Origin of the sequence: Rhodobacter sp. NTK016B, from assembly GCF_017303295.1 — a bacterium.
In the GTDB taxonomy this organism is placed as follows: Bacteria; Pseudomonadota; Alphaproteobacteria; order Rhodobacterales; family Rhodobacteraceae; genus Pararhodobacter.
Genome location: NZ_JAFKOK010000005.1, coordinates 22,661 through 43,185, shown reverse-complemented (window position 1 = coordinate 43,185; position 20,525 = coordinate 22,661). Strand labels below are relative to the sequence as shown.

The following is a 20,525-nucleotide window of genomic DNA, read 5'->3' as shown; positions in this document are numbered from 1 at the left end:
GATCACGGCAAGGCCGCGGGGTATCCGGCCTGTCCCAGCGCTGCCTGGATTTGAACAGCGTCAAGGGTGCTTTCGACCGAAATGCGCCGCGCCGCCATGTCAAAGTCGATCCGTGCCGCTGGGTCGAGGGCTTGGATGGTCGTCTCGATCGTCGCCTTGCAATGACCGCAGCTCATGTCGGGAATATGGTAGGTCGCCATTCTCAATCTCCTATTGAAGGTGTCTAAAGGTCAACGCGCCGCAACCGCAAGGCGTTGGAAATCACCGAAACCGAAGACAGGCTCATCGCCGCCGCCGCGATCATCGGCGACAACAGCAACCCGGTCACCGGGTACAGCAGCCCCGCCGCGATGGGCACGCCAAGCGCGTTGTAGGCGAAGGCGAAGAACAGGTTCTGTTTGATGTTGCGCAGGGTCGCCCGCGCCAGTTTGCGCGCCCGCACGATACCCATCAGATCACCGCCCAACAGCGTGATGCCTGCACTTTCCATGGCCACGTCGGCCCCGGTGCCCATGGCGATGCCGACATCGGCGGCGGCCAGCGCGGGGGCGTCGTTCACCCCATCGCCTGCCATGGCGATCTTGTGGCCGTCGCGGCGCAACTGGTCGATCAGGTCCTTCTTGGCCTCGGGCAGAACACCCGCGCGCACTTCGTCGATGCCGAGTTTACTCGCAACCGCTTGCGCCGTGCGTTCATTGTCGCCCGTCGCCATAATAACACGCAGCCCCTGCGCGTGCAGCTCCTTGATCGCCTGCGCGGTGCTGTCCTTGATAGGGTCGGCCACGGCCACGATGCCCGCCAGCGCCCCATCAACCGCGATGAACATCGCCGTCTTGCCCTCGGCGCGCAGGCTGTCGGCTTTTACCTCTGCCTGCGTCGTCTCCAGACCCAACTCCTTCATCATCGCCGTGTTGCCGAGCGCGACCGTGCGCCCGCCGACCTGACCGCGCACACCCTTGCCGGTGATGGCCTCGAAATCCTTGGCCTCTTGGCGGGCGGTGCCTGCCGCTTCTGCGCCTTCCACGATTGCTTCAGCCAGAGGATGCTCTGACCCGCGTTCAAGGGCCGCTGCCAATGACAGCAGGTCCGCCTCGGCCACATCCCCCAGTGTCACAGTGTCGGTCAGCTTCGGCTTGCCCATGGTCAGCGTGCCAGTCTTGTCGACGATCAGCGTATCAACGCCCGCCATACGTTCCAGCGCCTCGGCATCCTTGATCAGCACGCCCGCCTGCGCGCCGCGCCCCGCCGCCGTGGTGATCGAGATCGGCGTGGCGAGGCCCAGCGCGCACGGACAGGCGATGATCAGCACCGAGACGGCTGAAGCGATGGCAAAAACCAGTGCGGGTTCGGGCCCGAAGATCATCCACACGACGAAAGCAAAGACCGCGATACCAACGACCGTCGGCACAAATATGGCTGAGACCCGGTCCGCTAGTCCCTGGATTGGGGCCCGTGATCGCCGTGCGTTCGATACCATCGTCACGATTTGCGCCAGCACGGTATCCGCGCCAACCTTGCCCGCCTCGATCACCAAAGAGCCGTTTTTGTTGATCGTGGCGCCTGTCACAGTATCGCCGGGGCCCTTTTCCACTGGCATCGACTCGCCGGTCAGCATGCTCTCGTCCAGCGATGACCGCCCCTCGATCACCGTGCCGTCCACCGGCACCGCGTCGCCGGGACGCACCCGCAGGCGGTCGCCCTCCATGATGTTTTCCAAGGGCGCATCATATTCCGTGCCATCGGGCAGAATGCGCCGCGCTGTCTTGGGTGCCAGATCCAAAAGCGCGCGGATCGCGTCGCCGGTACGCTCGCGGGCGCGCAATTCCAGCACTTGGCCGACAAAGACCAGTGCGATGATCACCACCGCCGCCTCGAAATAGGTGCCGACGCCTTGACCCATGCGATACTGCTCAGGAAACACGCCCGGCAGGAACGTCGCGAAGATCGAATAGAGATACGCCGCCCCCACGCCGAGACTGATCAGCGTCCACATGTTGGGCGAGCGGTTTACCAGCGAGTCCCAGCCGCGCATGAAGAACGGCAATGCTGCCCACAGAACGATGGGCGTCGCCAGCACGAATTCGAGATAGATGGCTGTTTGGTGTCCGATCCAGTCGCGGACTGGCAGACCCACCAGTTCGCCCATTGTCAGAATGATCAGCGGCACAGCCGCCGCCGCAGAGATCCACATCCGCCGGGTGAAGTCGGTCAACTCATGGCTGGGTTCATCGGAGGGCACCATCGGCTCCAGCGCCATGCCGCAGAGTGGGCAGGCCCCCGGCGCATCGCGGACGATCTCGGGGTGCATTGGGCAGGTGTACTGAACGTTGGCCGGAGCGGCCGTCTTGTGCCTAGCGGCCCGCCCCGAGGCGTAGAACCAGGGATCACCCTTGAATTTTGTTTGGCATTTGTCTGAGCAGAATTGGAAGGTCTCGTCCCCGAACTCTGCGTGCCGTCCGTCGGGTTTGACCGCGACCGTCATCCCGCACACAGGGTCCTTTGCCGTCTCGGATCCTGCCGGGAGTTCGGTTGCTACTTGATGATGATCGTGGTCCATGAAGTACCAGCCTTTCAGTTGTTTTTCAGCCTAGTGCTTCCAGTCACTGGAAGCTCAAGTCCTTTCTCAAGGGTTGTCGTGAGCGCCTTCCGTTGCCGGGTTCCGCGCGAGAAAGATCCGCACGAATACAAACACCAGCGCCATGCCGACGAGGCCAATCACGACGATCATCGGGTCGGATTGTCCTTTCATCGCGGCGAAGGCGGCCAGCACCACAGCGTCGAGGGTGATAGCCGTCAGCAGCACCCATCCTTTCGCGCCGATCTCCTCGCGCAGATGCCGGAACACGCCCCAATGGATGATCATGTCCATGACCAGATAGAAGAAGGCGCCGAGCGAGGCGATCCGGCTGAGGTCAAAGAAGATCGTCAGGAAACCTGCGATCACAACGGTGTAGACGAGCGTATGGTCCTTGATCGTGCCCGGCATACCGAAATGGCTATGCGGGATCATCTTCATGTCGGTCAACATCGCCAGCATCCGAGACACCGCGAAAACGCTGGCGATCAGGCCCGACGCGGTGGCCACAAGTGCCAGCGCCACCGTCAGGTAGAAGCCTGTCTGCCCAAGGGAGGGCTCAGCGGCTTCGGCCAGCGCGTAATCCTTGGCCGCCACGATGCGGTCGAGCGGCAAGCTGGAGCCAACGGCGAAGGCGACCAGCAGATAGACGACCACGCAGATCGCGATGGACAAGATGATGGCCCGGCCGACGTTGCGGTGCGGGTCAGTGACCTCCGCGCCGCTGTTCGTGATTGTGGTAAAGCCCTTGAAAGCCAGGATCGAAAGTGCCACCGATGCCACGAAGCCGGTGGCACCCGCGTCGCCGCCGGTTGCCTCGAACGACAGACCACTGGCCCAAAGCGCAGAAACCCCAAACAGCGCGATGCCGCCCACCTTGAGAATGGCCATGACGACGGACAACAGCCCGACCGACCGGTTGCCCGAGACATTCACGAGATAGGCGAAAACGATCAGCCCGGCGCCGAGGACCGGCACAAGAACGCTGTCCGGATCGCCGCCGAATGCTCGGAGGGTGTAGGTTCCGAAGGTGCGCGCGACGAGGCTTTCGTTGATGACCATCGACAGCGCCATCAGGAGCGAGGCACCCGCCGCGACTGTCGTCGGTCCATAGGCCTTCTTCAGGATCATCCCAATGCCGCCCGCGGACGGGTATTCGTTCGACATCTTGATGTAGGTGTATGCGCTGAAGGCGGTCACCATGGCGCCCATAGCAAATGAGAGCGGGAAGAGCGGTCCGGCAAGCTCGGCGATCTGCCCGGTCAGCGCGAAGATGCCCGCACCGATCATTACGCCTGTCCCCATGGCGACTGCGCCCAAGAGGGTGATGCTGTTTTTCTTGTAACCGTCCACCATCGCCATGTTTCTCCTATACCTCTTAATGTCCGCGAGCGGCACAGCACATGTCGCACCGGGGATCGCCTGCCGACAGCGTCTGGCGCCGAACATAATGGCCACGCTGTCCATCATCGGCGATCAGATCGGCACCCGGCCAATCATACTTGCACCAGCTTTGCCGAAATGCCTCGAGATCACCACGATCCCCTTGGGTGGCGATGAGGGTGCGGACGAAGGTCTGCGGCGGGCAATGCGTGAAGTCGGTCAGGATGTCAGGACCTTCAGTGCGCACATTGACCGCGTAGCCGGGTGCTCCGGGTGCGCTGAACGGAAACCGAAGCAAAAGCCGGATCGTTCGTCGCAGGCGCCGCCCAGGATCGCGCGAGGTCAGCCGAAACGGAAGGGACGTCAGGCGCAGGAGCCGGGCGTAGTAGTCCCAACCCACATCTGCTACAAGAGCGCGAGCGCTGTCTGCCGGGACACCCTCATCGAGCAATACGCGATAGGCGGCGCTAGTGAAAATCGCCATTTCGACCATCAGCCTATTGCCAGCCTTTGGCAAAGCATCGAGATTTGCGACCGGGCGTAAATCCTCGGCCACAGCCGCGACTTTTGACAGGAACCGATCAACATCGGACGGCAACCAGCGGCGAGACGCTTGGCCGTTTTCCGAAATCTCACGGGTCAAGAGAACCCTGCTGGCAGACCGGCCGAGCGTTAACAGGATTATCCGGCGATTGACGGTCCATAGCCTGTCCCTCAGGCGTGCTCGTGGTGTCATGGTTTTCGCCATCAGGGTTCCTCTTTCTCCTGCCGCCGGGTCGCGATCCAGAGCAGCGGCAATCCGGTGACCAGGCCGAGGCCGAGGACCGCCCATGTCGCTTGCCCGAGGTCTCCGCTGACCGCTTCGCCGCCGAAATGGGCTAACAAGAAGCTTGCCGGAACGATCCCGGCCAGTGTCGCGAACGCGAAACGCCAGGCATGCAGGCGGCTGAGCCCCGCCGCATAACTGATCATGTCGAAGGACACGAAGGGCATCAGACGGCTGGCAAAGACCGTTGTCGTCAACGCGGTCTGCGACCCGAGCAGGCCGACGTCCACGCGGTCTCCGAATACCCGCCGCAAGACGTCATGCCCCAGAATGCGCGCCAGCGCGAAGGCGATCAAGGCGCCAAGCTCGGCGCCGATCACCACAAGCGCCGTTCCCCAGATATGTCCATAGGCAGCCCCGGCGGCCAGCGCGATCGGAGCGCTGGGGATCGGGCTCGCCACGACTGCAAGGGTCATGAGCGTAACGATTAGAACCGGCCCCCAAAGGCCTGCTCGGGCGACCAGCGTCCTCAGACGCTCTCCGTCCATCAATCCACGCGCCTCGGCGAACACCGAAGGGGCGAACTGCCAGACGCCGAGAAGGACGATCCCGAGGATCGCCAGCGCCACGAGGATGATGGCGCGCAGGGTCACCTCAGACCGCCGCGACAGCCTTGGCCAGTAGGTCGCGGACTTGACCCGCGACGGCCGTCAATTCGGGATTCTCAATCGCCTGCATCGATGCCACCGGGTCGATAGCGCTGACCTCTACTCCGCCCTCGACTTCGCGCAGGATGACGTTGCAGGGCAGCATCGCACCGACGCGCGGTTCCAGACCGATGGCCTGATGCGCCATCTTCGGGTTGCAAGCGCCAAGGATGCGATAGGCCGGCATCTCGACGTCCAGCTTCATTTTCATCGTCGCCTTGACGTCGATTTCGGTCAGGACGCCGAAGCCGTCCTTTGCCAATGCCGCACGGGTGCGAGCATCGACTGCGTCAAAATCCGCGTTCGCAATCAATCTGTTAATCGTATATGTCATTTTCTCATCCTCGTCTTATTTGCGCAGATACTTGATCAAAGCCGCGATCGACAGGCCGACAACGACCAAGAGCAAGATCATCCACAACCAGCCAAAGCCCATTCCGAACCCCATACCATACCCATCCATAACCCCGTCTCCTTGTGTGTGGTTCCTGACAAACGCCCGTGGGTGTTCATCAGGAACAGTGGGTTACTCAGTTGTCGTCCATCTGACCATGCCGTGACCGGGGCATGTCGCCTTGTGCCGCGTGGCCATGATCATACCCGCCAGCGGAACCCTGCCCATGGCCTTGCATCATATCAGCCAGCGCCATCATTTCGGCATCGGTCACTTGAGCGTCGCCATCGGCGTCATGCATCTGAAAGACGCGCACCATCATCGGGCGGATATGCGCGGCATGCATCGTGGCGAATTCGTCCAGCGACAAGGTGCCGTCAGCATTTGCGTCATAGCTGGTGATCTCGCCTGCGATCCCCGCGGCGCGTTCTTCGTCGCTGAGGGTGCCGTCACCGTCGGTATCATGCGCCGCCATCGTCGAGGTCATGCCGGCGCCCATCATGCCGCCCATCATGCCGTATTGACCGCCCATCATACCCATTCCGCCCTCCATCATTCCGCCATGCGGCATCTGGGATTGCTGGGCAATCACCGGCACAGCGGCGGCGGCAAGGCCAAGTGTGGCAACGGCTGCAAAGGCAAGTTTGGTTGAACGTTTCATTCTGTCTCTCCTAGACTTTATTTCGATGAGACCAATCTGGGGGGCAGGTGTCGCACAGGTTTGTCAGTCGAAGGGCTTTTTGTATCAATCTGTCGCAAGACCCGCCCTCGCGACATCTTGCGACACGAATTCTTTCGGCTCGCCGCGGTTGTCGGCTATGAACAGCGCAAGGAGCCGTCCATGACAAACACCCCGCATATCCTGATCGTTGATGACAACCGCGAAATCCGCGATGCGCTGGCGCGCTATCTGGACAAGAACGGAATGCGGGCTTCGGTCGCCAAGGATGCGGTTGCCATGGATGTAATGCTCAAAACCGGGCGCTATGACCTTGTCGTGCTGGACGTCATGATGCCGGGTGAAGACGGGTTGTCGGTTTGCCGTCGCCTTCGCGCCAAGGGCGAGATGCCGATTCTGATGCTTACGGCCCTCGGCGAAGACACCGATCGGATCGTCGGGCTTGAGGTTGGCGCCGATGATTACCTGTGCAAACCCTTCAATCCGCGCGAACTTCTGGCCCGGATCAAAGCGATACTGCGTCGCTCGGAGCGCACTCAAACACTTGGTGGGACGCTTGTTGGCCGCAAGCTTGCCTTCGACCGATGGGTCCTGAATGTTGACCAGAAAACGCTTGCTGACGACGATGGCCACGAAGTTGCGCTTACCACCGCCGAGTTTCGCCTTTTGTCAGTTCTTCTGGAACGCCCGCGATTTGTCCTCAGCCGCGATCAATTGCTGGATCTGACCTCCGGCCGCTCTGCGCAGGTTTTTGATCGCACGATCGACAACCAGATCAGCCGACTGCGCCGCAAGATCGAGGCCGATCCGGCAAACCCGGTCCTGATCACCACGATTTGGGGCGGCGGCTATAGCTTTTCTTCCGATGTGAGGGAACTGACATGACCAGAATGGGCCGCTTCATGCCACGATCCCTTGGCGGGCAGTTACTGGCCCTGCTGCTTCTTGCTTTGGTCGTGACGCAGACGCTCAGTTTGATCTTGCTAGCCGACGAACGCAACCGCGCCGTACGCGCCGCTTTGGGGCTCGAAGCGGCCGGGCGCGCGGCGAATGTTGTATTGCTGCTCGACGAGGCTCCAGCCGACCTGCGGTCTTCGATCTTGCGGGCCGCCAACTCGCCGCTCGTCCGATTTTCAATCGCTCCTGAGCCCGAAGCCACGCATGATAGCGACGACTCGCGCGGCGTTCGGGATCAGATCACCCAAATTCTTGGGCGGGATGACCGAACGATCCACGTCGATATCCATGCCCTGACTTTTCCAGCACCGCAGTCCCTGATCGACGTTCCCCCTGACATGCGTGCGATGCACGAGGCGATGATGGCAAGTCAGCCCGAGGCGGTGGAAATGACGCTGTCAATCGCACTGCCGGGCGGGGAGTGGCTGAATGTCCGAACGATGTTTCAGCGCCCCGGTCCGCAGCTTTCACCCCAGGCTTTGTTGCCGGTCTTTCTCATGATCTTGTCGCTGGGTCTGATCACGACGTGGACGGTGGGCCGCGTCGTCCGCCCGATCCGCGCCTTAGCAGAGAGTGCTGATCGGCTGGGGCGTGGTCTGACAACAAATCCACTGGATGAGGCTGGCCCAAGCGAAATTCGTGCGACGATGAGGGCGTTCAACCGGATGCAGGACCGCGTGACCCGGCATTCGAGTGAGCGCGCGCAAATGCTGGCAGCCCTGAGCCATGACTTGCGCTCGCCGCTCACGGCCATGCGCTTGCGCATTGCGCTCTTGGATGAAACCGAGGACAGCCTGCGTTTGGGAGCACTGGTCGACGACATGCAAACGATGGTCGAAGGAACGCTCGACTATGCGCGCGGGGTCGCGCAGGCTGAGCCCCTTGTCGCGATCGACCTTGCAAAGCTCCTTGCGGATCTGGTCAGTGACGTCGGCCCTGGCAAGGCGGTTCTGTCGGCTCAAGGCCCGATCCTTGCAACGGTTCGTGCCAACAGTATCACCCGCGCGCTTCGCAATCTGATCGACAACGCGGTGTCCTATGGGTCACAGGCACGCGTCACGCTGCGGGCCGAACCCGATGCCCTTGTCATCGACATCGCGGATGCGGGTCCGGGTCTGCCCGAGGATCAGTTGGAAACCGTGTTCGAACCATTCACGCGCGCAGAAACCTCGCGAAACCGCGAAACCGGGGGATCGGGGCTGGGCCTTGCGATCACCCGCGCCATTATCCAAGCGCATGACGGGACCGTCACATTGAGCAATGGAGTCGATGGCGGGCTGGTCGCCAAGGTCCGGCTACCTCGTGACGATATGTCAGGGTCGGCATGATCTATCGACGTCAACACGGTGGCTCACGAACGCGTCAGACCCGTCACGGGCGCGCCGATTCTGCATTGCAGGGAAAAATTTCGTCCGTTAGGTTCAGACAATGCATATGCGTGTGATACATCTTTTTGCGATTGTTTTGATTGCCTTTGCCTTGATTGGCTCAGGCGCAAACGCTGTCACGATGTCGCACGGCATGCCGTCGGTCGCGCAGTCAGATCACATGTCCGGTGACGACGTTACGCTGGTGCAACAACACTGTGCCGAGACCGGCACCTCGTCGCAGCCAATGTCTGATCACCATGACAGCGGGAGTTCTTGCTGTCAGGCCATGTGTGCAGCAGTCGTTCTGTTGCCGGTTTTTGCTGACCACGCAAACGCGCTTTCATTGTCACGCGCTCCTCGCGCTGACCTTCAAGATCTGCACCTGCCATCGCATGATGACGGGTCACTGCGTCGACCACCCAAAGCCTGATCTGTCTCGTCGCGCGGACTAGCTGATGCTGGTCCGTATCGGTTTGATACGATTCAGGACATTCCATGAAAATTCACCTACTGGCGGCATTGCCGCTGGCGCTGGCTGCCTGTGCAGCACCAGCCGCACTGCCTGATGGCGCTGCGCTGACCACAGCCGCCGATCCCGCTATCTCGCGTAGTGCGGCCACGATGCCCGCGCTTTTGACCAACTTCACGCCGCGTCCGGTTGTCAGACCCGGCGATTGGCAACGGCTGAACGACCTTCAGGCACCGGGCGGGGCGCAGAGCCGATGATGCGCCCGATTGTGATGAGTTTGAGCGCGGCACTGACTTTGTCTGCCTGCGCCAATCCAGACCTGACCGCGGCGTTGTCCGCCCGTGAACCCGGCTTTGAAGAGGTAAGAAGTGTCACCGAGACAGTCATGCGCCAAGACACCGTTTGGCTGCAGGATGCCGATCAGATCCGCCAGACTGCCGAACGCGTTCATGGAATGGTGCATGAACGCACCATTACGGCAGACCAAGCGGTGCAAGTTGCGCTTCTGAACAATCGGGGCCTGCAAGCGTCTTACGCCGAACTGGGCATGACCTCGGCCGAGATCTGGCAGTCCACATTGCAGCCAAACCCGGTGGTCTCGCTCGGCGTTCTAGGCATCGGGGCTGAGGGCGTCGGGGCGTGGCGCGCAATTGAAGGGATTATCGCCAACAACATCTTGTCGCTGGCCACTTCCGGGCGTCGCGACCGGGTTGCAGACGTTCGGTTTCGCCAAGCGCAATTGCGCGCCGCTGAAGCGACCTTGGCTGTCGGTCTTGAAGCGCGCACGGCCTGGATTGACGCCGTCGCCGCGTTTGAGACCGCCGGGCTGTTGCGCGATGCAGAATCCACCGCCGATGCTGCGTCAGAGTTGGCAGCGCGGCTGGGCGAAACTGGGTTCTTGAACCGGTCGGATCAGGCCCGCGAACAAGCCTTGCACGCAGAGTTGGCGGGGCAGCGCGCCCGGGCGCGGTTGGACGCACAACTGGCCAAGGAACGGCTGACACGTGCCCTGGGACTTTGGGGCACCGAGGTCGATTACTTTGTGCCCAACGCCTTGCCCGCCTTGCCACGCGCACCCAGCGCGCAGCGCGGTGTTGAAGCCGAAGCTTTGGCGGGCCGGGTAGATCTGGCAATTGCGCGGCTTGAACTGGAAGCTGTCGCGCGTGAACACAACTTGACCCAAGCCACCCGGATCGTCAGTGATCTGGAGATCATCGCCGGGTTCGAAACCGAGCGCGAAAATGCCGGAGGTGTGATTGAGACTTCCACCACCCCGCAGCTTGAAATCGAGTTCGCCATTCCGATCTTTGACAGCGGCGAAGCCCGGATGCGGCGTGCCGAAACGGCATACCTCCGCGCCGCGCACCAACTGGCGGAGCGCGCCGTCACGGTACGCTCGGAAGCACGCGCGGCCCACGCGGAATACGTCGGCGCGCACCGCATCGCGACTCACTACCGCGATACCTTGCTGCCGCTGCGCCGCACGATCGAGGCCGAGGCACTGCTCAGTTACAACGGCATGATCACAACAACATTCGAACTGCTTGCCGACACGCGTGAGGCGCTGAACGCCGGCCTGATGGAATCCGGTGCGCGCGCCGATTTCTGGCGCGCCGAAGCGGCCATGATGGGGGCGATTTATGGCGGTGGCGACGGCGGCTCTGGTGGCGGAGGCAGCGCGACTGCTTCGGTTGCTGGCGGCGGCGGTGGACATTGATAGGAAGGATAGGCCGATGAATAGACGTCAAATTCTGGGTGCCGGGGCCTCGCTTGTTGCGACAGGTGCCTGGGCACAAACCTCGAACCAACAGATCCCCGAGGCCCCGCTGGCCGTCAGCAGCCATACGCAGGTGCCACCGCGCCCCAATCAAGGCCGTGACTATAACCCCGTGGTCACGCTGAACGGCTGGTCCTTGCCATTTCGCATGAAGGACAATGTCAAAGAGTTCCATTTGATCGCCGAACCTGTCGAGCGCGAACTCTCTGAGGACACCGTCGCCCGGCTTTGGGGGTATAACGGCTCGTCAACTGGCCCCACGATTGAGGCCGTCGAAGGCGACAGAGTGCGCATCTTTGTCACCAACCGCTTGCCCGAACACACCTCGGTGCATTGGCACGGGTTGATCCTGCCGTCTGGCATGGACGGCGTCAGCGGATTGTCGCACCCCGGCATTCCGCCCGGCAAAACCTTTGTCTACGAGTTCGACCTGACCAAGTCCGGCACCTTCATGTATCACCCGCACGCCGATGAGATGGTGCAAATGGCGATGGGCATGATGGGGCTGTTCATCGTGCACCCGCGCGATCCGGCATTCATGCCCGTAGATCGCGATTTCGCGTTCCTGCTCAACGCCTTCGACCTGAACCCCGGCGCGCATGTGCCGCGCGTCATGACGATGACAGACTTCAATATATGGTGCTGGAACAGTCGCATTTTCCCCGACATTGACCCTTTGGTCGTGCGCCAGGGCGACCGGGTGCGCGTGCGGGTCGGCAACCTGACCATGACCAACCATCCAATCCACATGCATGGCTATGACTTTGAAGTCACGGGCACTGATGGTGGCTGGGTTCCCCCCGCAGCGCGCTGGCCCGAGGTCTCCATCGACATCCCGGTCGGTGCAATGCGGGCCTATGAATTCGACGCCATCCATCCCGGTGACTGGGCGATCCATTGCCACAAGTCGCACCACACGATGAACGCGATGGGGCACGACATTCCAACGCTGATCGGCGCGGATCAATCGCGCGCCACGCAACTCATCCGTCGCCACCAACGCAGCTTCATGCCGATGGGCTCGGATGGCATGGCCGAGATGGGTGAGATGGAGATGCCCCTGCCTGCCAACACCACGCCGATGATGACCGGCTGGGGACCGCATGGTGCGATTGAGATGGGTGGCATGTTCTCGGTGGTCAAAGTGCGTCCGGACATTGAGCCCGACGACTACAGCGACCCCGGTTGGTATGAAAACCCGCCCGGAACGCAGGCCGCCGAATGGACTGGCGATATGCCAGACGTCACCCGCAACACCGACCCAAGAACGACCCTCACGCCGCGCCCGACACGCGCGACCAATCTCTGACGTCAACAAAGGAAAAACCATGACACAGAAACTCACCACAGCCATCTGCGCCCTGCTGCTCTCGGCAAGCACGGCGTTCGCCTCGGGTACGCACTCAGATTCCCATGACAATGACATGGAAATCGGTCGGCCCGGTCAGGCGGCCGATGTCACGCGCACCATCGAGATTTCGATGATCGAACCGGAAGCCGGCGGCATGGCCTATGACCCCAGCGAACTGAGCTTTGCGCGCGGCGAAACCGTGCGCTTTGTTGTCACCAATACCGGCTATCTGGACCATGAAATCGTGTTCGACACGACCGAGGAAATCATGGACCACGCCGAACTGATGATGAACCAGCCAGACATGCGCCATTCCGACCCGAACGCGCTGACCCTCGCGCCCGGTGAAACCGGCGAGCTGATCTGGACCTTCAGCCAGGCGGGCACGTTTCAATATGCCTGCCTGATCCCCGGCCACATGGATGCAGGCATGCACGGCCCGCTGACCGTCAACTGAACCTTGGAGAAAAGCACATGACACTGACCAAAACCCTGACCCTCGCCGTCGCTTTTGCAGCATTCGCAATGCCCAGCTTTGCCGAGACCTTTGTAAATGGCGTAATCGAGGCCATCGACACCGACCGCGGGCGCCTAACCATCGCTCATGATCCCCTGGTGGACCTCGATATGGAGGCCATGACCATGGTGTTCCGCCTTGCTGAACCGACGATGATTGACGGCCTGACCGTTGGCCAAGCCATCCAGTTTGTCCCCGGCCGCGTCAACGGTCGTCTGACTGTTGTGCAATTGCGCAACGAGTAATTTTCAGAACAACGACCACCGCCAGTTGTGAATGCGCAACTGGCGGTGCCAAGGTGCCTGCATCGGTTTGGCCCAAAAACATAGCTTCCCTTTGATTATGAACAAACAAAACGAACTCATATGCCGCATACTAGTCTCGGCGGCCTAAGTGCTTGCTCTCGCTTGCCAGAACCGAGGCAAAGCGCGCAAGAATGCTCTAGGAAAGATCAAAATGAACCGACGCCAATTCCTGACTTCATCTGCTTCAATCCTGGCCGGGGCTGGGATCCTGCCTCTGGCATCCGCTCGCAATGCCTTTGCGCAAACCGGCACGTCAGCGCAGCGGCTCGCAATACCACCGATACTCGACACGCGCGCGACGGGTCGGCTGGCGTTGCAAGCACAGCCCGGCCGGACCAGTTTTGGCGACGGTCCTGCGGTGGTCACCGCAGGCTTCAATCAGTCCTATCTTGGACCAACCATTGTGATGCAAAATGGCGAACTGGCCACCGAAGTGACCAATGCCATCGCAGAACCCGTCAGCACTCATTGGCACGGCTTGCTCGCGCCCGGCTCACATGACGGCGGCCCGCACCAGCCCATTGACCCAGGCGCGACGTGGCGGCCCCCTCTGAACATCGCACAAGACCCAGCAACACTCTGGTATCACTCGCATATCCATGAGCGGACAGCCGAGCAGGTGTATTTCGGGCTGGCCGGGGTAATCCACGTGACTGACGGGCAAGACGATGCGCGCGGCCTGCCGTCAGGCTACGGTGTGGATGATCTGACGCTGGTTCTACAAGATCGCCGCTTCGACCGCGCTGGGCGCATGGTCTATGAACCGTCGATGATGGACGTGATGCACGGCTTTCTTGGCAACCGAATGCTGATCAATGGTCAGTCCGGGGCAACGGCAGTCGTGCCAGAGGGAATCGTCCGGCTTCGACTGCTCAACGGGTCGAACGCGCGCATCTACACGCTGTTCTTCGACGACACACGGCCAATGCATCTGGTGGCAACCGATGCTGGCTTCTTGCCCGCGCCAATAGCAATTGAGACCCTGCGGCTTGCGCCCGGCGAGCGGGCAGAGATCCTGGTCGATTTCTCGGCTGGCCCGGCGCCCGTGTTGATGAGCGATCCGGGGCAAGCGTATGGCGTCCTGCAATTCGCCACAGATGGCACCCTGCCCTCGCGCATCACACGCCTGCCCGAACGCCTGGACGGAATTCTAGAAGACCTTATCGGAGCCGAAGTCACAACACGACAAGTCTCGCTCGACATGGGCATGGGCGGCATGATGATGGGCGGCGGATTTGCCATCAACGGGCGCCCCTACGACATGCGCCGGATCGATTTTGAGGTCGCCCTCGGATCGGTTGAACGCTGGCACATCCGCAGTTCCATGGTCGCGCACCCGTTCCATGTCCACGGTGTCCGCTTCCAGGTGGTCACCGAGAACGGCGGCCCCCCGCTCCCTGAAAACACCGGCTGGAAAGATACTTTGTTGGTTCCCGGCGAGGCAGAGATCCTCGCCCGCTTTGACCAACCGGCCAGCGCCGAGACGCCATTCATGTTTCACTGCCATATCCTGGAACATGAAGACGCCGGTATGATGGGGCAATTCACAGTAACCTAGATGCAAAGCAATAAGCGGGCATCGCGGTCACTGGGTCTGGGCAACTTCGGGTCACGCTTTTTTGTACGTGGCTGCATGTCGCTGCCCGCTTATGCGCGCTGGTGCGGTTTTTATGCGTCAGTGTTGATGTGGCGTTGATGTAAACCGGAACGCCAAAATCCCGACGGTTTGCGTCGGGTTCTAACGTTCTGATATATTTGATGATTTTGGTTGCGGGGACAGGATTTGAACCTGTGACCTTCAGGTTATGAGCCGCACTGCGGCGAATTCCAATACTATTTCTTTTCAGTTACTTACAGAACAAGCCTTTGAAAGCGCAAAGATTTCGCCACGATTAAGCTCAGGACTCATAGCCAATAGATGACGATAGCGGCGAGAGCGATGGCTGAGAGGAAGACCTTCGGGCATCGGTCGTATCTGGTTGCAACACGCCTCCAGTCCTTGAGCCTGCCGAACATGATCTCGTATCGCTGCCCGGCAGTGCATTGCGTAGCAGTGTCACGAGAGGGGCGGTTGCGCCGTTTGTAGCGGCGCTTGTCGTATTTGATCGGGGAGTTGCGTTGCGTCCGGCCAGGAATGCAGGCGCGTATACCTTTGTCTTGCAAGGCTTCTCGAAACCAGTCAGCGTCGTAGCCCCGGTCGCCGAGCAGCCAATCGACGTTCGGCAGGCTGCTGAGCAGTGCCCGCGCGCCGATGTAATCGCTAACCTGCCCTGCGGAGACGAAGAAGGTGATCGGGCGGCCTTTGCTGTCGCAGATGGCGTGCCGTTTCGTGTTCATGCCGCCCTTGGTTCGCCCCCTCTCGGGACATTGCTGCGCAATGCCCTGCCGGGCAAGGGATCAGGCGACCGCGCCCCCCTTTTTGACGCCCAGACTGGACGCCGTTCGGTGGGCCTTCAAATACTTGCGCAAGCTCACTCGAACGCAAGGCGTTCGCCTGCTCACTTCGATCATCACCGTCTTCTTCTCGCCGTGCCCTGCCGCCAGCCCGGCCAACATCTGTGCGCAGATGCCTTTATCACTCCAACGCTTCCATCGGTTGTAGAGTGTCTTGTGCGGACCATACGTCTTCGGTGCATCCCGCCACCGCAACCCATTGCGGTTTATGAAGATAATCCCGCTCAGAACTCGCCGGTCGTCAACACGCGGCTTGCCGTGGGACTTTGGGAAGTCGGGCTCCAGCCGCGCCATCTGCGCATCGCTCAGCCAGAAGAGATCAGACATATCACCGCTCAGTTTCTACGCGGTGAATCATGCCCTTCCCCTGAAATCAATGGGTCCTGAGCCTAGACTTCAAAGCGCATATCCAGACAGTGCCAGATCGTTTTCACATGATCGGCTTTTCTCAGGCATCCATCTCGCTGCGCCGATGCCAGAACCCCGAGACTTGGTGCGCGCACATCAAAAATTCAGCTTGAAAAAGGGATGCTCGGTGCAGCGACAGTCAAGGTCTACGCCTCATTCTTCCCAAAACGATCAGGGGGTGCCGCCCCCCAAACCTCAACCTCTACCTTGAATTCCGGACGTGTGAAGCCCGAGACAATCAAAAGCGTAGAGCTCGGGAGTCGTCCGCTGCCTGCGGCGAATTCATCGCGCGCGCGCATGTAGCCCGCCATGTGCTCGCGGTCCGTAACATAGGCCGAAACATGGGCGACATCGGACGGGCCCATGTCAGCGGCGCGAAGGATCTCGACGATATTGCCGAAGCAGATCCGTGCCTGCTCATAGGCGCTTTCGGGGATCGAATCATCAACCGAAATACCCAGCTGCCCCGACGTCCGCACCAGACGCCAGCCCGCCGGGATCTCTGTCCCATGGGCATAGGCGGCGAAAGGCGGCCGCAAGCTTTCGGGGGTTAATTCCTTCATTTCGTGTCCCTTCTCACAAAGCGCCAAAAACACCTTGTCATAGACCGGAAGTTTTGACACCCTTTCGTCATTCTCTGGCACAGATCGATTGAGGGCCGCTGACACACCGTAAGAGGACGGGGTATGGCGGACGTATTGCTATGTGTGCGTTGCGGCGAAAACAGGTCGAATCCCTGTTGTGACGGCTGGTCGGATACAGTCGCCTTCGTGCATCATTTTTCCCAACCGCTTGAGACCAAGCCGTTTTTGACCACGCCCGCAAAGGCTTGGATGGTCGCTGAACTGCGTGGTCAACCCGCACCCGCTGTCATCGATACCCTCGTTGCCTATTCTGAAGTCATCTACGCGAACGGTGATGGTCATGCCGTAGCCCTTGGGCGTGCACGGGATCCATCTGACCGTTCAGGAGACTCGGCATGAGCACACAAGGATATTGGGCCAAGATGCCCGCCCCCACCTTTCTGGATTTGCCCGAGGACACCATTGCGGTGCTGCCGCTGGGCGCCACGGAACAGCACGGCCCCCACCTGCCCCTCTCGGTGGATACTGACATTATCGGGGCTGTCACGGCGCGCATGCTCACCCATCTGATGCCAGAGCAATCCGTGCTCGTCTTGCCAACGCTGAGCATTACGAAAAGCGATGAGCATCTGGACTTTCCGGGCACGCTTTCTCTGTCCGGCGACAGCCTTCTGTCGGCTCTCAAGGATATCGGGTCGTGCGTTGCGCGCGCCGGGGTCAACAGGCTGGTGCTTTTCAACGGTCATGGCGGCAACGCTGCCTTGCTGCAGGTGGCGGCGCGGGCGCTGCGCCGCGACCACAACCTGATCGTCGTGCTGGGCAGCTGGAGCGGGCTGGCCGACTGGACGGGGTGGGACGCCGACGCGCTGGCGCATGACATACACGCCGGTGAAAGCGAAACATCCGTCATGCTGGCCATCGCGCCTGACGATGTTGCGATGGACCGCGCACGGAATTTCCGGTCGGCGCTGGACGCGTGGCAAGTTGCCTTCCCGCAGATCGGTCTTGCCGGAAAACCGATGCAACCGGGTTGGCTGGCGCAGGATCTGCACCCCGATGGGGCCTGCGGCAATGCCGCGGCTGCCAGCGCAACGGCCGGTGGGGCTTTGGTGGACAGTTCAGCCCGTGGCTTTGCGCGGTTCCTTGCGGCATTCGCCACGTTCGATCATCGAAGGCCGCCGGCATGATACCGCGCAATGCCCTGAACTGCCGCCTGCCGGGTGTCCGCGTGCCGCGCAGCCTGATCGCGGAACCGCAGCGCTTTGGCGGACTGGTGGATGCTGACTGTCTGACGGGCGATCTGCTGGTTGAGCGTGGACGCGCGGTTGAATTGGTCGCGTCTGAAGCGCCCGTCCAGTCGATGATCTTGCCTCGATTCTGCGATCCGCATGTGCATCTGGACAAGTGTCATACCATAGACCGGCTGGGGACTGTCGGTGGCGATCTGGCCGCCGCAATTGAAGCCCAGCGCCACGACAAGGCACACTGGACCGAGGCGGATCTGCGCACCCGAGCCGCGCGCGGGTTGATGGAATTGCGCAATGCTGGCTGCGGCACCGTGCGAAGCCATGTCGACTGGGGCGACAGCCTGGACCCCGGCGCGGTTCCGCTGGCCTGGGAGGTTCTCGGCGATCTGACCAAGGATTGCGGTCTGGTCGTGCAGCGTTCGGCCCTGTGCGGGATCAGCCAGATGGCCGAGCCGGGCTACGCGGCGGCCTGCGCAAGGCGCATTGCGCGCGACGGCGGCGTGATGGGTGCCTTTGTATTCGACCAGCCGGATCGCGATGCCGGGATTCGCAACATGTTTCGTGAAGCCGGCAAACTCGGCATCGCCCTCGATTTTCACGTCGACGAGGGCCTTGCACCGGGTCTTGACGGCTTGGAACGGATTGCCGATGCGGCACTGCACATAGGTTTCGAAGGGCCGGTTCTGTGCGGCCATGCCTGCGCCTTGGCCAATTTGCCCAGCCACGACGTGGCCCGCATCGCCGACAAGCTGGCGCGCGCCGGCATAGCTGTGGTGACGCTGCCGCAGACCAATCTTTACCTTCAGGGACGCACTGCAGGCACGCCGGACCGGCGGGGCTTGACCCGGGTCCACGAGCTTCGCGCAGCGGGTGTAAACGTCGTGCTGGGCGCGGACAATGTGCGGGATGCCTTTTCCCCGATCGGTCGCCACGACCCCCGGCATAGTCTGTCGCTGGCCGTCCTTGCCGCCCATCTTGACCCACCCTTCGGGGACCATCTGCCGATGATCACCTCGCAGGCCCTGTCGGCCTTGGGCCTCGCCCCTGTTCATGTCGACGGGACTGCGCTGCAGGACCTTGTCCTTTTCCAGGCCAGCTCAACGTCCGAGCTGCTGTCGGGCGCCCCGATGCGGCCTGTCACCGATGTATTGGAGCCGATTTCATGACCCAGGCCCACGCCACCGACGCCGCCTGGTCGGCAATCGCAGCGCAACTCGCACCGGTCGAGGTCATCGACCAGCCGGTTCTGGTGAAAAAGCGCAGCCGCGATTTCTTCTGGTATTCCCCCATTCTCAACGCTCAGCTGCGGACGCGCTTCGGCGACCTCGTCGCCAAGCCCGCGACACGCAAGGAGATGGCGCAGTGCCTGGCCGTCGCCTATCGAAACGATGTGCCGGTCGTGCTGCGCGGCGGTGGCACGGGCAACTACGGTCAGGCCGTCCCGCTGAACGGCGGGCTGATCGTCGAAACCACGGCGATGAACCGGATTCTGGAGATTGGCGAGGGCTTTGTCCGCGTCGAGGCCGGCGCGCTGATGGCCGACATCAACGCGGCGCTGGTCCCCCACGGTTGGGAGATGGCGATGTTTCCGTCGACGCAGGATATCGCCACGGTCGGCGGTTTCGTCGCCGGGGGCTCGGCCGGGATCGGCTCGATCGCCAACGGGCCCTTGCGCGAAAAGGGCAACATCATCCAGATCAAGGCCCTGTCCGTCGAAGCCACGCCGCACGAACATGTCTTTGACGCCGAGGAAAGCCTGAGCATCCATCACGCCTGGGGCCTGAACGGCGCGATCACCGAGGTCACCTTGCGAACCGTGCCGACGCGCAACTGGGTTGGCTGCATGGCAGGGTTTGCGTCCTATGCCGATGCCTACGCCGCCGGTTATGCGCTGGCCTCTGCGCCGGATGTGCAGATCGCGCGCAAGCTGTGCTCGGTCGTGGATGCCCGCATCGCCGGATACTTTCCGCGCCTCGACCATCATGTGCCCAAGGGCCAACACCTGTTGGTCTCGCTTGTGCCGCGTGAACAGCTTGACGCCTTTCGCGACCTGATGGCCGAGCATGGCGGCACCGTTCACCTCGCCATGGACGAAACCGAACGTCAGGCGGCCAAGCTGCCGCATGTCTTCGAATTTGCTTACAACCACACCACGTTGCAGGTGCTCAAAAGCGACCGGTCCGCAACCTACCAGCAGATCGGCGTGCCCGATCCTGCCGACACCGGCGCGATCACAGCCATTCGCGCAGCACTGGGCGATGACGTCTGGTCGCATCACGAGTTCACGCGCGCGGGTGGCCAGATCTATTGCGCTGATCTGCCGATCATCTGGTTCAGGAGCGCCGAACGCCTCGCCGAGATCAACACGACCTACGAGGCCTATGGCTTCACGGTCTATGACGCGCACGTCAACGTGATCGAGGGTAACCACATGCAGCCCGACTATCGCCATCTAGCCTGGAAAAAGCGACTTGATCCCAAGGGTCTCCTGAACCCCGGAAAGTCGCTGGTCTGGGAAAAGGTGCGCCACCTTTCCGCCGACAAGATCGAGGCCTTGCAGCGCTCGACCAACCCTGAATGAC

At 61.5% G+C, this 20,525-nt stretch carries 19 protein-coding genes and 1 pseudogene; 11 read left to right on the top strand and 9 right to left on the bottom strand.

Annotated features, from left to right (window positions below; all coding sequences use genetic code 11):
• Positions 1-2: 2 nt before the first annotated feature.
• The 7 genes from JI664_RS07790 to JI664_RS07760 all read right to left on the bottom strand — a co-directional run bounded on the left by JI664_RS07790 (position 3) and on the right by JI664_RS07760 (position 6,486).
• Positions 3-200: a heavy-metal-associated domain-containing protein gene (locus JI664_RS07790; protein ID WP_127110274.1), complete on the bottom strand. Its 198-nt coding sequence runs from the start codon at positions 198-200 to the stop codon at positions 3-5.
• 23 nt (positions 201-223) lie between these two features.
• Positions 224-2,557: a heavy metal translocating P-type ATPase gene (locus tag JI664_RS07785; protein WP_207013164.1), complete on the bottom strand. Its 2,334-nt coding sequence runs from the start codon at positions 2,555-2,557 to the stop codon at positions 224-226.
• A 66-nt stretch (positions 2,558-2,623) separates the two neighbouring features.
• Positions 2,624-3,931, bottom strand: coding sequence for an APC family permease (locus JI664_RS07780; protein WP_127110306.1), 1,308 nt, complete (start codon positions 3,929-3,931; stop codon positions 2,624-2,626).
• Positions 3,932-3,953: 22 nt separating this feature from the next.
• Positions 3,954-4,601 (bottom strand): hypothetical protein, encoded by a 648-nt coding sequence (locus tag JI664_RS07775; RefSeq protein ID WP_207013163.1) that lies wholly within the window; start codon positions 4,599-4,601, stop codon positions 3,954-3,956.
• A 104-nt stretch (positions 4,602-4,705) separates the two neighbouring features.
• Positions 4,706-5,377: a TVP38/TMEM64 family protein gene (locus JI664_RS07770; protein ID WP_127110280.1), complete on the bottom strand. Its 672-nt coding sequence runs from the start codon at positions 5,375-5,377 to the stop codon at positions 4,706-4,708.
• A gap of 1 nt (position 5,378) precedes the next feature.
• Positions 5,379-5,765 carry a DUF302 domain-containing protein gene (locus JI664_RS07765; RefSeq protein ID WP_127110282.1) on the bottom strand — a complete coding sequence of 129 codons (387 nt, stop codon included), beginning with the start codon at positions 5,763-5,765 and terminating at the stop codon, positions 5,379-5,381.
• Between the two features lie 196 nt (positions 5,766-5,961).
• Positions 5,962-6,486: a calcium-binding protein gene (locus JI664_RS07760; protein ID WP_207013162.1), complete on the bottom strand. Its 525-nt coding sequence runs from the start codon at positions 6,484-6,486 to the stop codon at positions 5,962-5,964.
• A gap of 180 nt (positions 6,487-6,666) precedes the next feature.
• On the opposite strand from JI664_RS07760, the gene JI664_RS07755 reads away from it, so the two are divergent.
• The 8 genes from JI664_RS07755 to JI664_RS07725 all read left to right on the top strand — a co-directional run bounded on the left by JI664_RS07755 (position 6,667) and on the right by JI664_RS07725 (position 14,808).
• Complete coding sequence (locus JI664_RS07755; protein WP_127110286.1) at positions 6,667-7,389, top strand: response regulator; 723 nt, start codon at positions 6,667-6,669, stop codon at positions 7,387-7,389.
• Complete coding sequence (locus tag JI664_RS07750) at positions 7,386-8,789, top strand: ATP-binding protein (protein WP_127110288.1); 1,404 nt, start codon at positions 7,386-7,388, stop codon at positions 8,787-8,789. Before JI664_RS07755 ends, JI664_RS07750 begins: the two co-directional genes overlap by 4 nt.
• A gap of 537 nt (positions 8,790-9,326) precedes the next feature.
• Positions 9,327-9,557, top strand: coding sequence for a hypothetical protein (locus JI664_RS07745; protein WP_127110290.1), 231 nt, complete (start codon positions 9,327-9,329; stop codon positions 9,555-9,557).
• A complete protein-coding gene (locus JI664_RS07740) occupies positions 9,557-11,017 on the top strand; it encodes a TolC family protein (RefSeq protein ID WP_286173949.1) in 1,461 nt (486 codons plus the stop codon). The genes JI664_RS07745 and JI664_RS07740 overlap by 1 nt, the downstream gene beginning before the upstream one ends.
• A gap of 16 nt (positions 11,018-11,033) precedes the next feature.
• Complete coding sequence (locus JI664_RS07735) at positions 11,034-12,386, top strand: multicopper oxidase family protein (protein ID WP_207013370.1); 1,353 nt, start codon at positions 11,034-11,036, stop codon at positions 12,384-12,386.
• 19 nt (positions 12,387-12,405) lie between these two features.
• Positions 12,406-12,885 carry a cupredoxin domain-containing protein gene (locus JI664_RS23935; RefSeq protein WP_286173948.1) on the top strand — a complete coding sequence of 160 codons (480 nt, stop codon included), beginning with the start codon at positions 12,406-12,408 and terminating at the stop codon, positions 12,883-12,885.
• 17 nt (positions 12,886-12,902) lie between these two features.
• A complete protein-coding gene (locus JI664_RS23930) occupies positions 12,903-13,190 on the top strand; it encodes a copper-binding protein (protein WP_286173947.1) in 288 nt (95 codons plus the stop codon).
• Between the two features lie 211 nt (positions 13,191-13,401).
• Entirely contained in the window at positions 13,402-14,808 is a 1,407-nt protein-coding gene (locus JI664_RS07725; protein WP_207013161.1) for a multicopper oxidase family protein, read from the top strand.
• A gap of 347 nt (positions 14,809-15,155) precedes the next feature.
• Here JI664_RS07725 and JI664_RS07720 read toward each other — a convergent pair.
• Both JI664_RS07720 and JI664_RS07715 read right to left on the bottom strand, forming a co-directional pair.
• Positions 15,156-16,031, bottom strand: a pseudogene (locus tag JI664_RS07720) (IS5 family transposase).
• A 227-nt stretch (positions 16,032-16,258) separates the two neighbouring features.
• Positions 16,259-16,735, bottom strand: a complete 477-nt coding sequence (locus tag JI664_RS07715) for a RidA family protein (RefSeq protein WP_349768700.1) — start codon at positions 16,733-16,735, stop codon at positions 16,259-16,261.
• A gap of 356 nt (positions 16,736-17,091) precedes the next feature.
• Here JI664_RS07715 and JI664_RS07710 point away from each other — a divergent pair, with 356 nt between their 5' ends.
• Genes JI664_RS07710 through JI664_RS07700 form a run of 3 tightly spaced genes read left to right on the top strand, consistent with a single transcriptional unit; the run spans position 17,092 to position 20,524 of the window.
• Positions 17,092-17,883, top strand: coding sequence for a creatininase family protein (locus JI664_RS07710; protein WP_207013160.1), 792 nt, complete (start codon positions 17,092-17,094; stop codon positions 17,881-17,883).
• Complete coding sequence (locus tag JI664_RS07705; RefSeq protein ID WP_207013159.1) at positions 17,880-19,109, top strand: amidohydrolase family protein; 1,230 nt, start codon at positions 17,880-17,882, stop codon at positions 19,107-19,109. The genes JI664_RS07710 and JI664_RS07705 overlap by 4 nt, the downstream gene beginning before the upstream one ends.
• A complete protein-coding gene (locus tag JI664_RS07700) occupies positions 19,106-20,524 on the top strand; it encodes an FAD-binding oxidoreductase (protein ID WP_207013158.1) in 1,419 nt (472 codons plus the stop codon). The genes JI664_RS07705 and JI664_RS07700 overlap by 4 nt, the downstream gene beginning before the upstream one ends.
• The last annotated feature ends 1 nt before the right edge of the window (position 20,525 follow it).

What these genes read in the sequence shown, in the direction of transcription:
- JI664_RS07790 (WP_127110274.1), bottom strand. Translation starts at nt 200, where the DNA reads ATGGCGACCTACCATATTCCCGACATGAGCTGCGGTCATTGCAAGGCG.
- JI664_RS07785 (WP_207013164.1), bottom strand. Translation starts at nt 2,557, where the DNA reads ATGGACCACGATCATCATCAAGTAGCAACCGAACTCCCGGCAGGATCC.
- JI664_RS07780 (WP_127110306.1), bottom strand. Translation starts at nt 3,931, where the DNA reads ATGGTGGACGGTTACAAGAAAAACAGCATCACCCTCTTGGGCGCAGTC.
- JI664_RS07765 (WP_127110282.1), bottom strand. Translation starts at nt 5,765, where the DNA reads ATGACATATACGATTAACAGATTGATTGCGAACGCGGATTTTGACGCA.
- JI664_RS07760 (WP_207013162.1), bottom strand. Translation starts at nt 6,486, where the DNA reads ATGAAACGTTCAACCAAACTTGCCTTTGCAGCCGTTGCCACACTTGGC.
- JI664_RS07755 (WP_127110286.1), top strand. Translation starts at nt 6,667, where the DNA reads ATGACAAACACCCCGCATATCCTGATCGTTGATGACAACCGCGAAATC.
- JI664_RS07750 (WP_127110288.1), top strand. Translation starts at nt 7,386, where the DNA reads ATGACCAGAATGGGCCGCTTCATGCCACGATCCCTTGGCGGGCAGTTA.
- JI664_RS07745 (WP_127110290.1), top strand. Translation starts at nt 9,327, where the DNA reads ATGAAAATTCACCTACTGGCGGCATTGCCGCTGGCGCTGGCTGCCTGT.
- JI664_RS07740 (WP_286173949.1), top strand. Translation starts at nt 9,557, where the DNA reads ATGCGCCCGATTGTGATGAGTTTGAGCGCGGCACTGACTTTGTCTGCC.
- JI664_RS07735 (WP_207013370.1), top strand. Translation starts at nt 11,034, where the DNA reads ATGAATAGACGTCAAATTCTGGGTGCCGGGGCCTCGCTTGTTGCGACA.
- JI664_RS23935 (WP_286173948.1), top strand. Translation starts at nt 12,406, where the DNA reads ATGACACAGAAACTCACCACAGCCATCTGCGCCCTGCTGCTCTCGGCA.
- JI664_RS23930 (WP_286173947.1), top strand. Translation starts at nt 12,903, where the DNA reads ATGACACTGACCAAAACCCTGACCCTCGCCGTCGCTTTTGCAGCATTC.
- JI664_RS07725 (WP_207013161.1), top strand. Translation starts at nt 13,402, where the DNA reads ATGAACCGACGCCAATTCCTGACTTCATCTGCTTCAATCCTGGCCGGG.
- JI664_RS07710 (WP_207013160.1), top strand. Translation starts at nt 17,092, where the DNA reads ATGAGCACACAAGGATATTGGGCCAAGATGCCCGCCCCCACCTTTCTG.
- JI664_RS07705 (WP_207013159.1), top strand. Translation starts at nt 17,880, where the DNA reads ATGATACCGCGCAATGCCCTGAACTGCCGCCTGCCGGGTGTCCGCGTG.
- JI664_RS07700 (WP_207013158.1), top strand. Translation starts at nt 19,106, where the DNA reads ATGACCCAGGCCCACGCCACCGACGCCGCCTGGTCGGCAATCGCAGCG.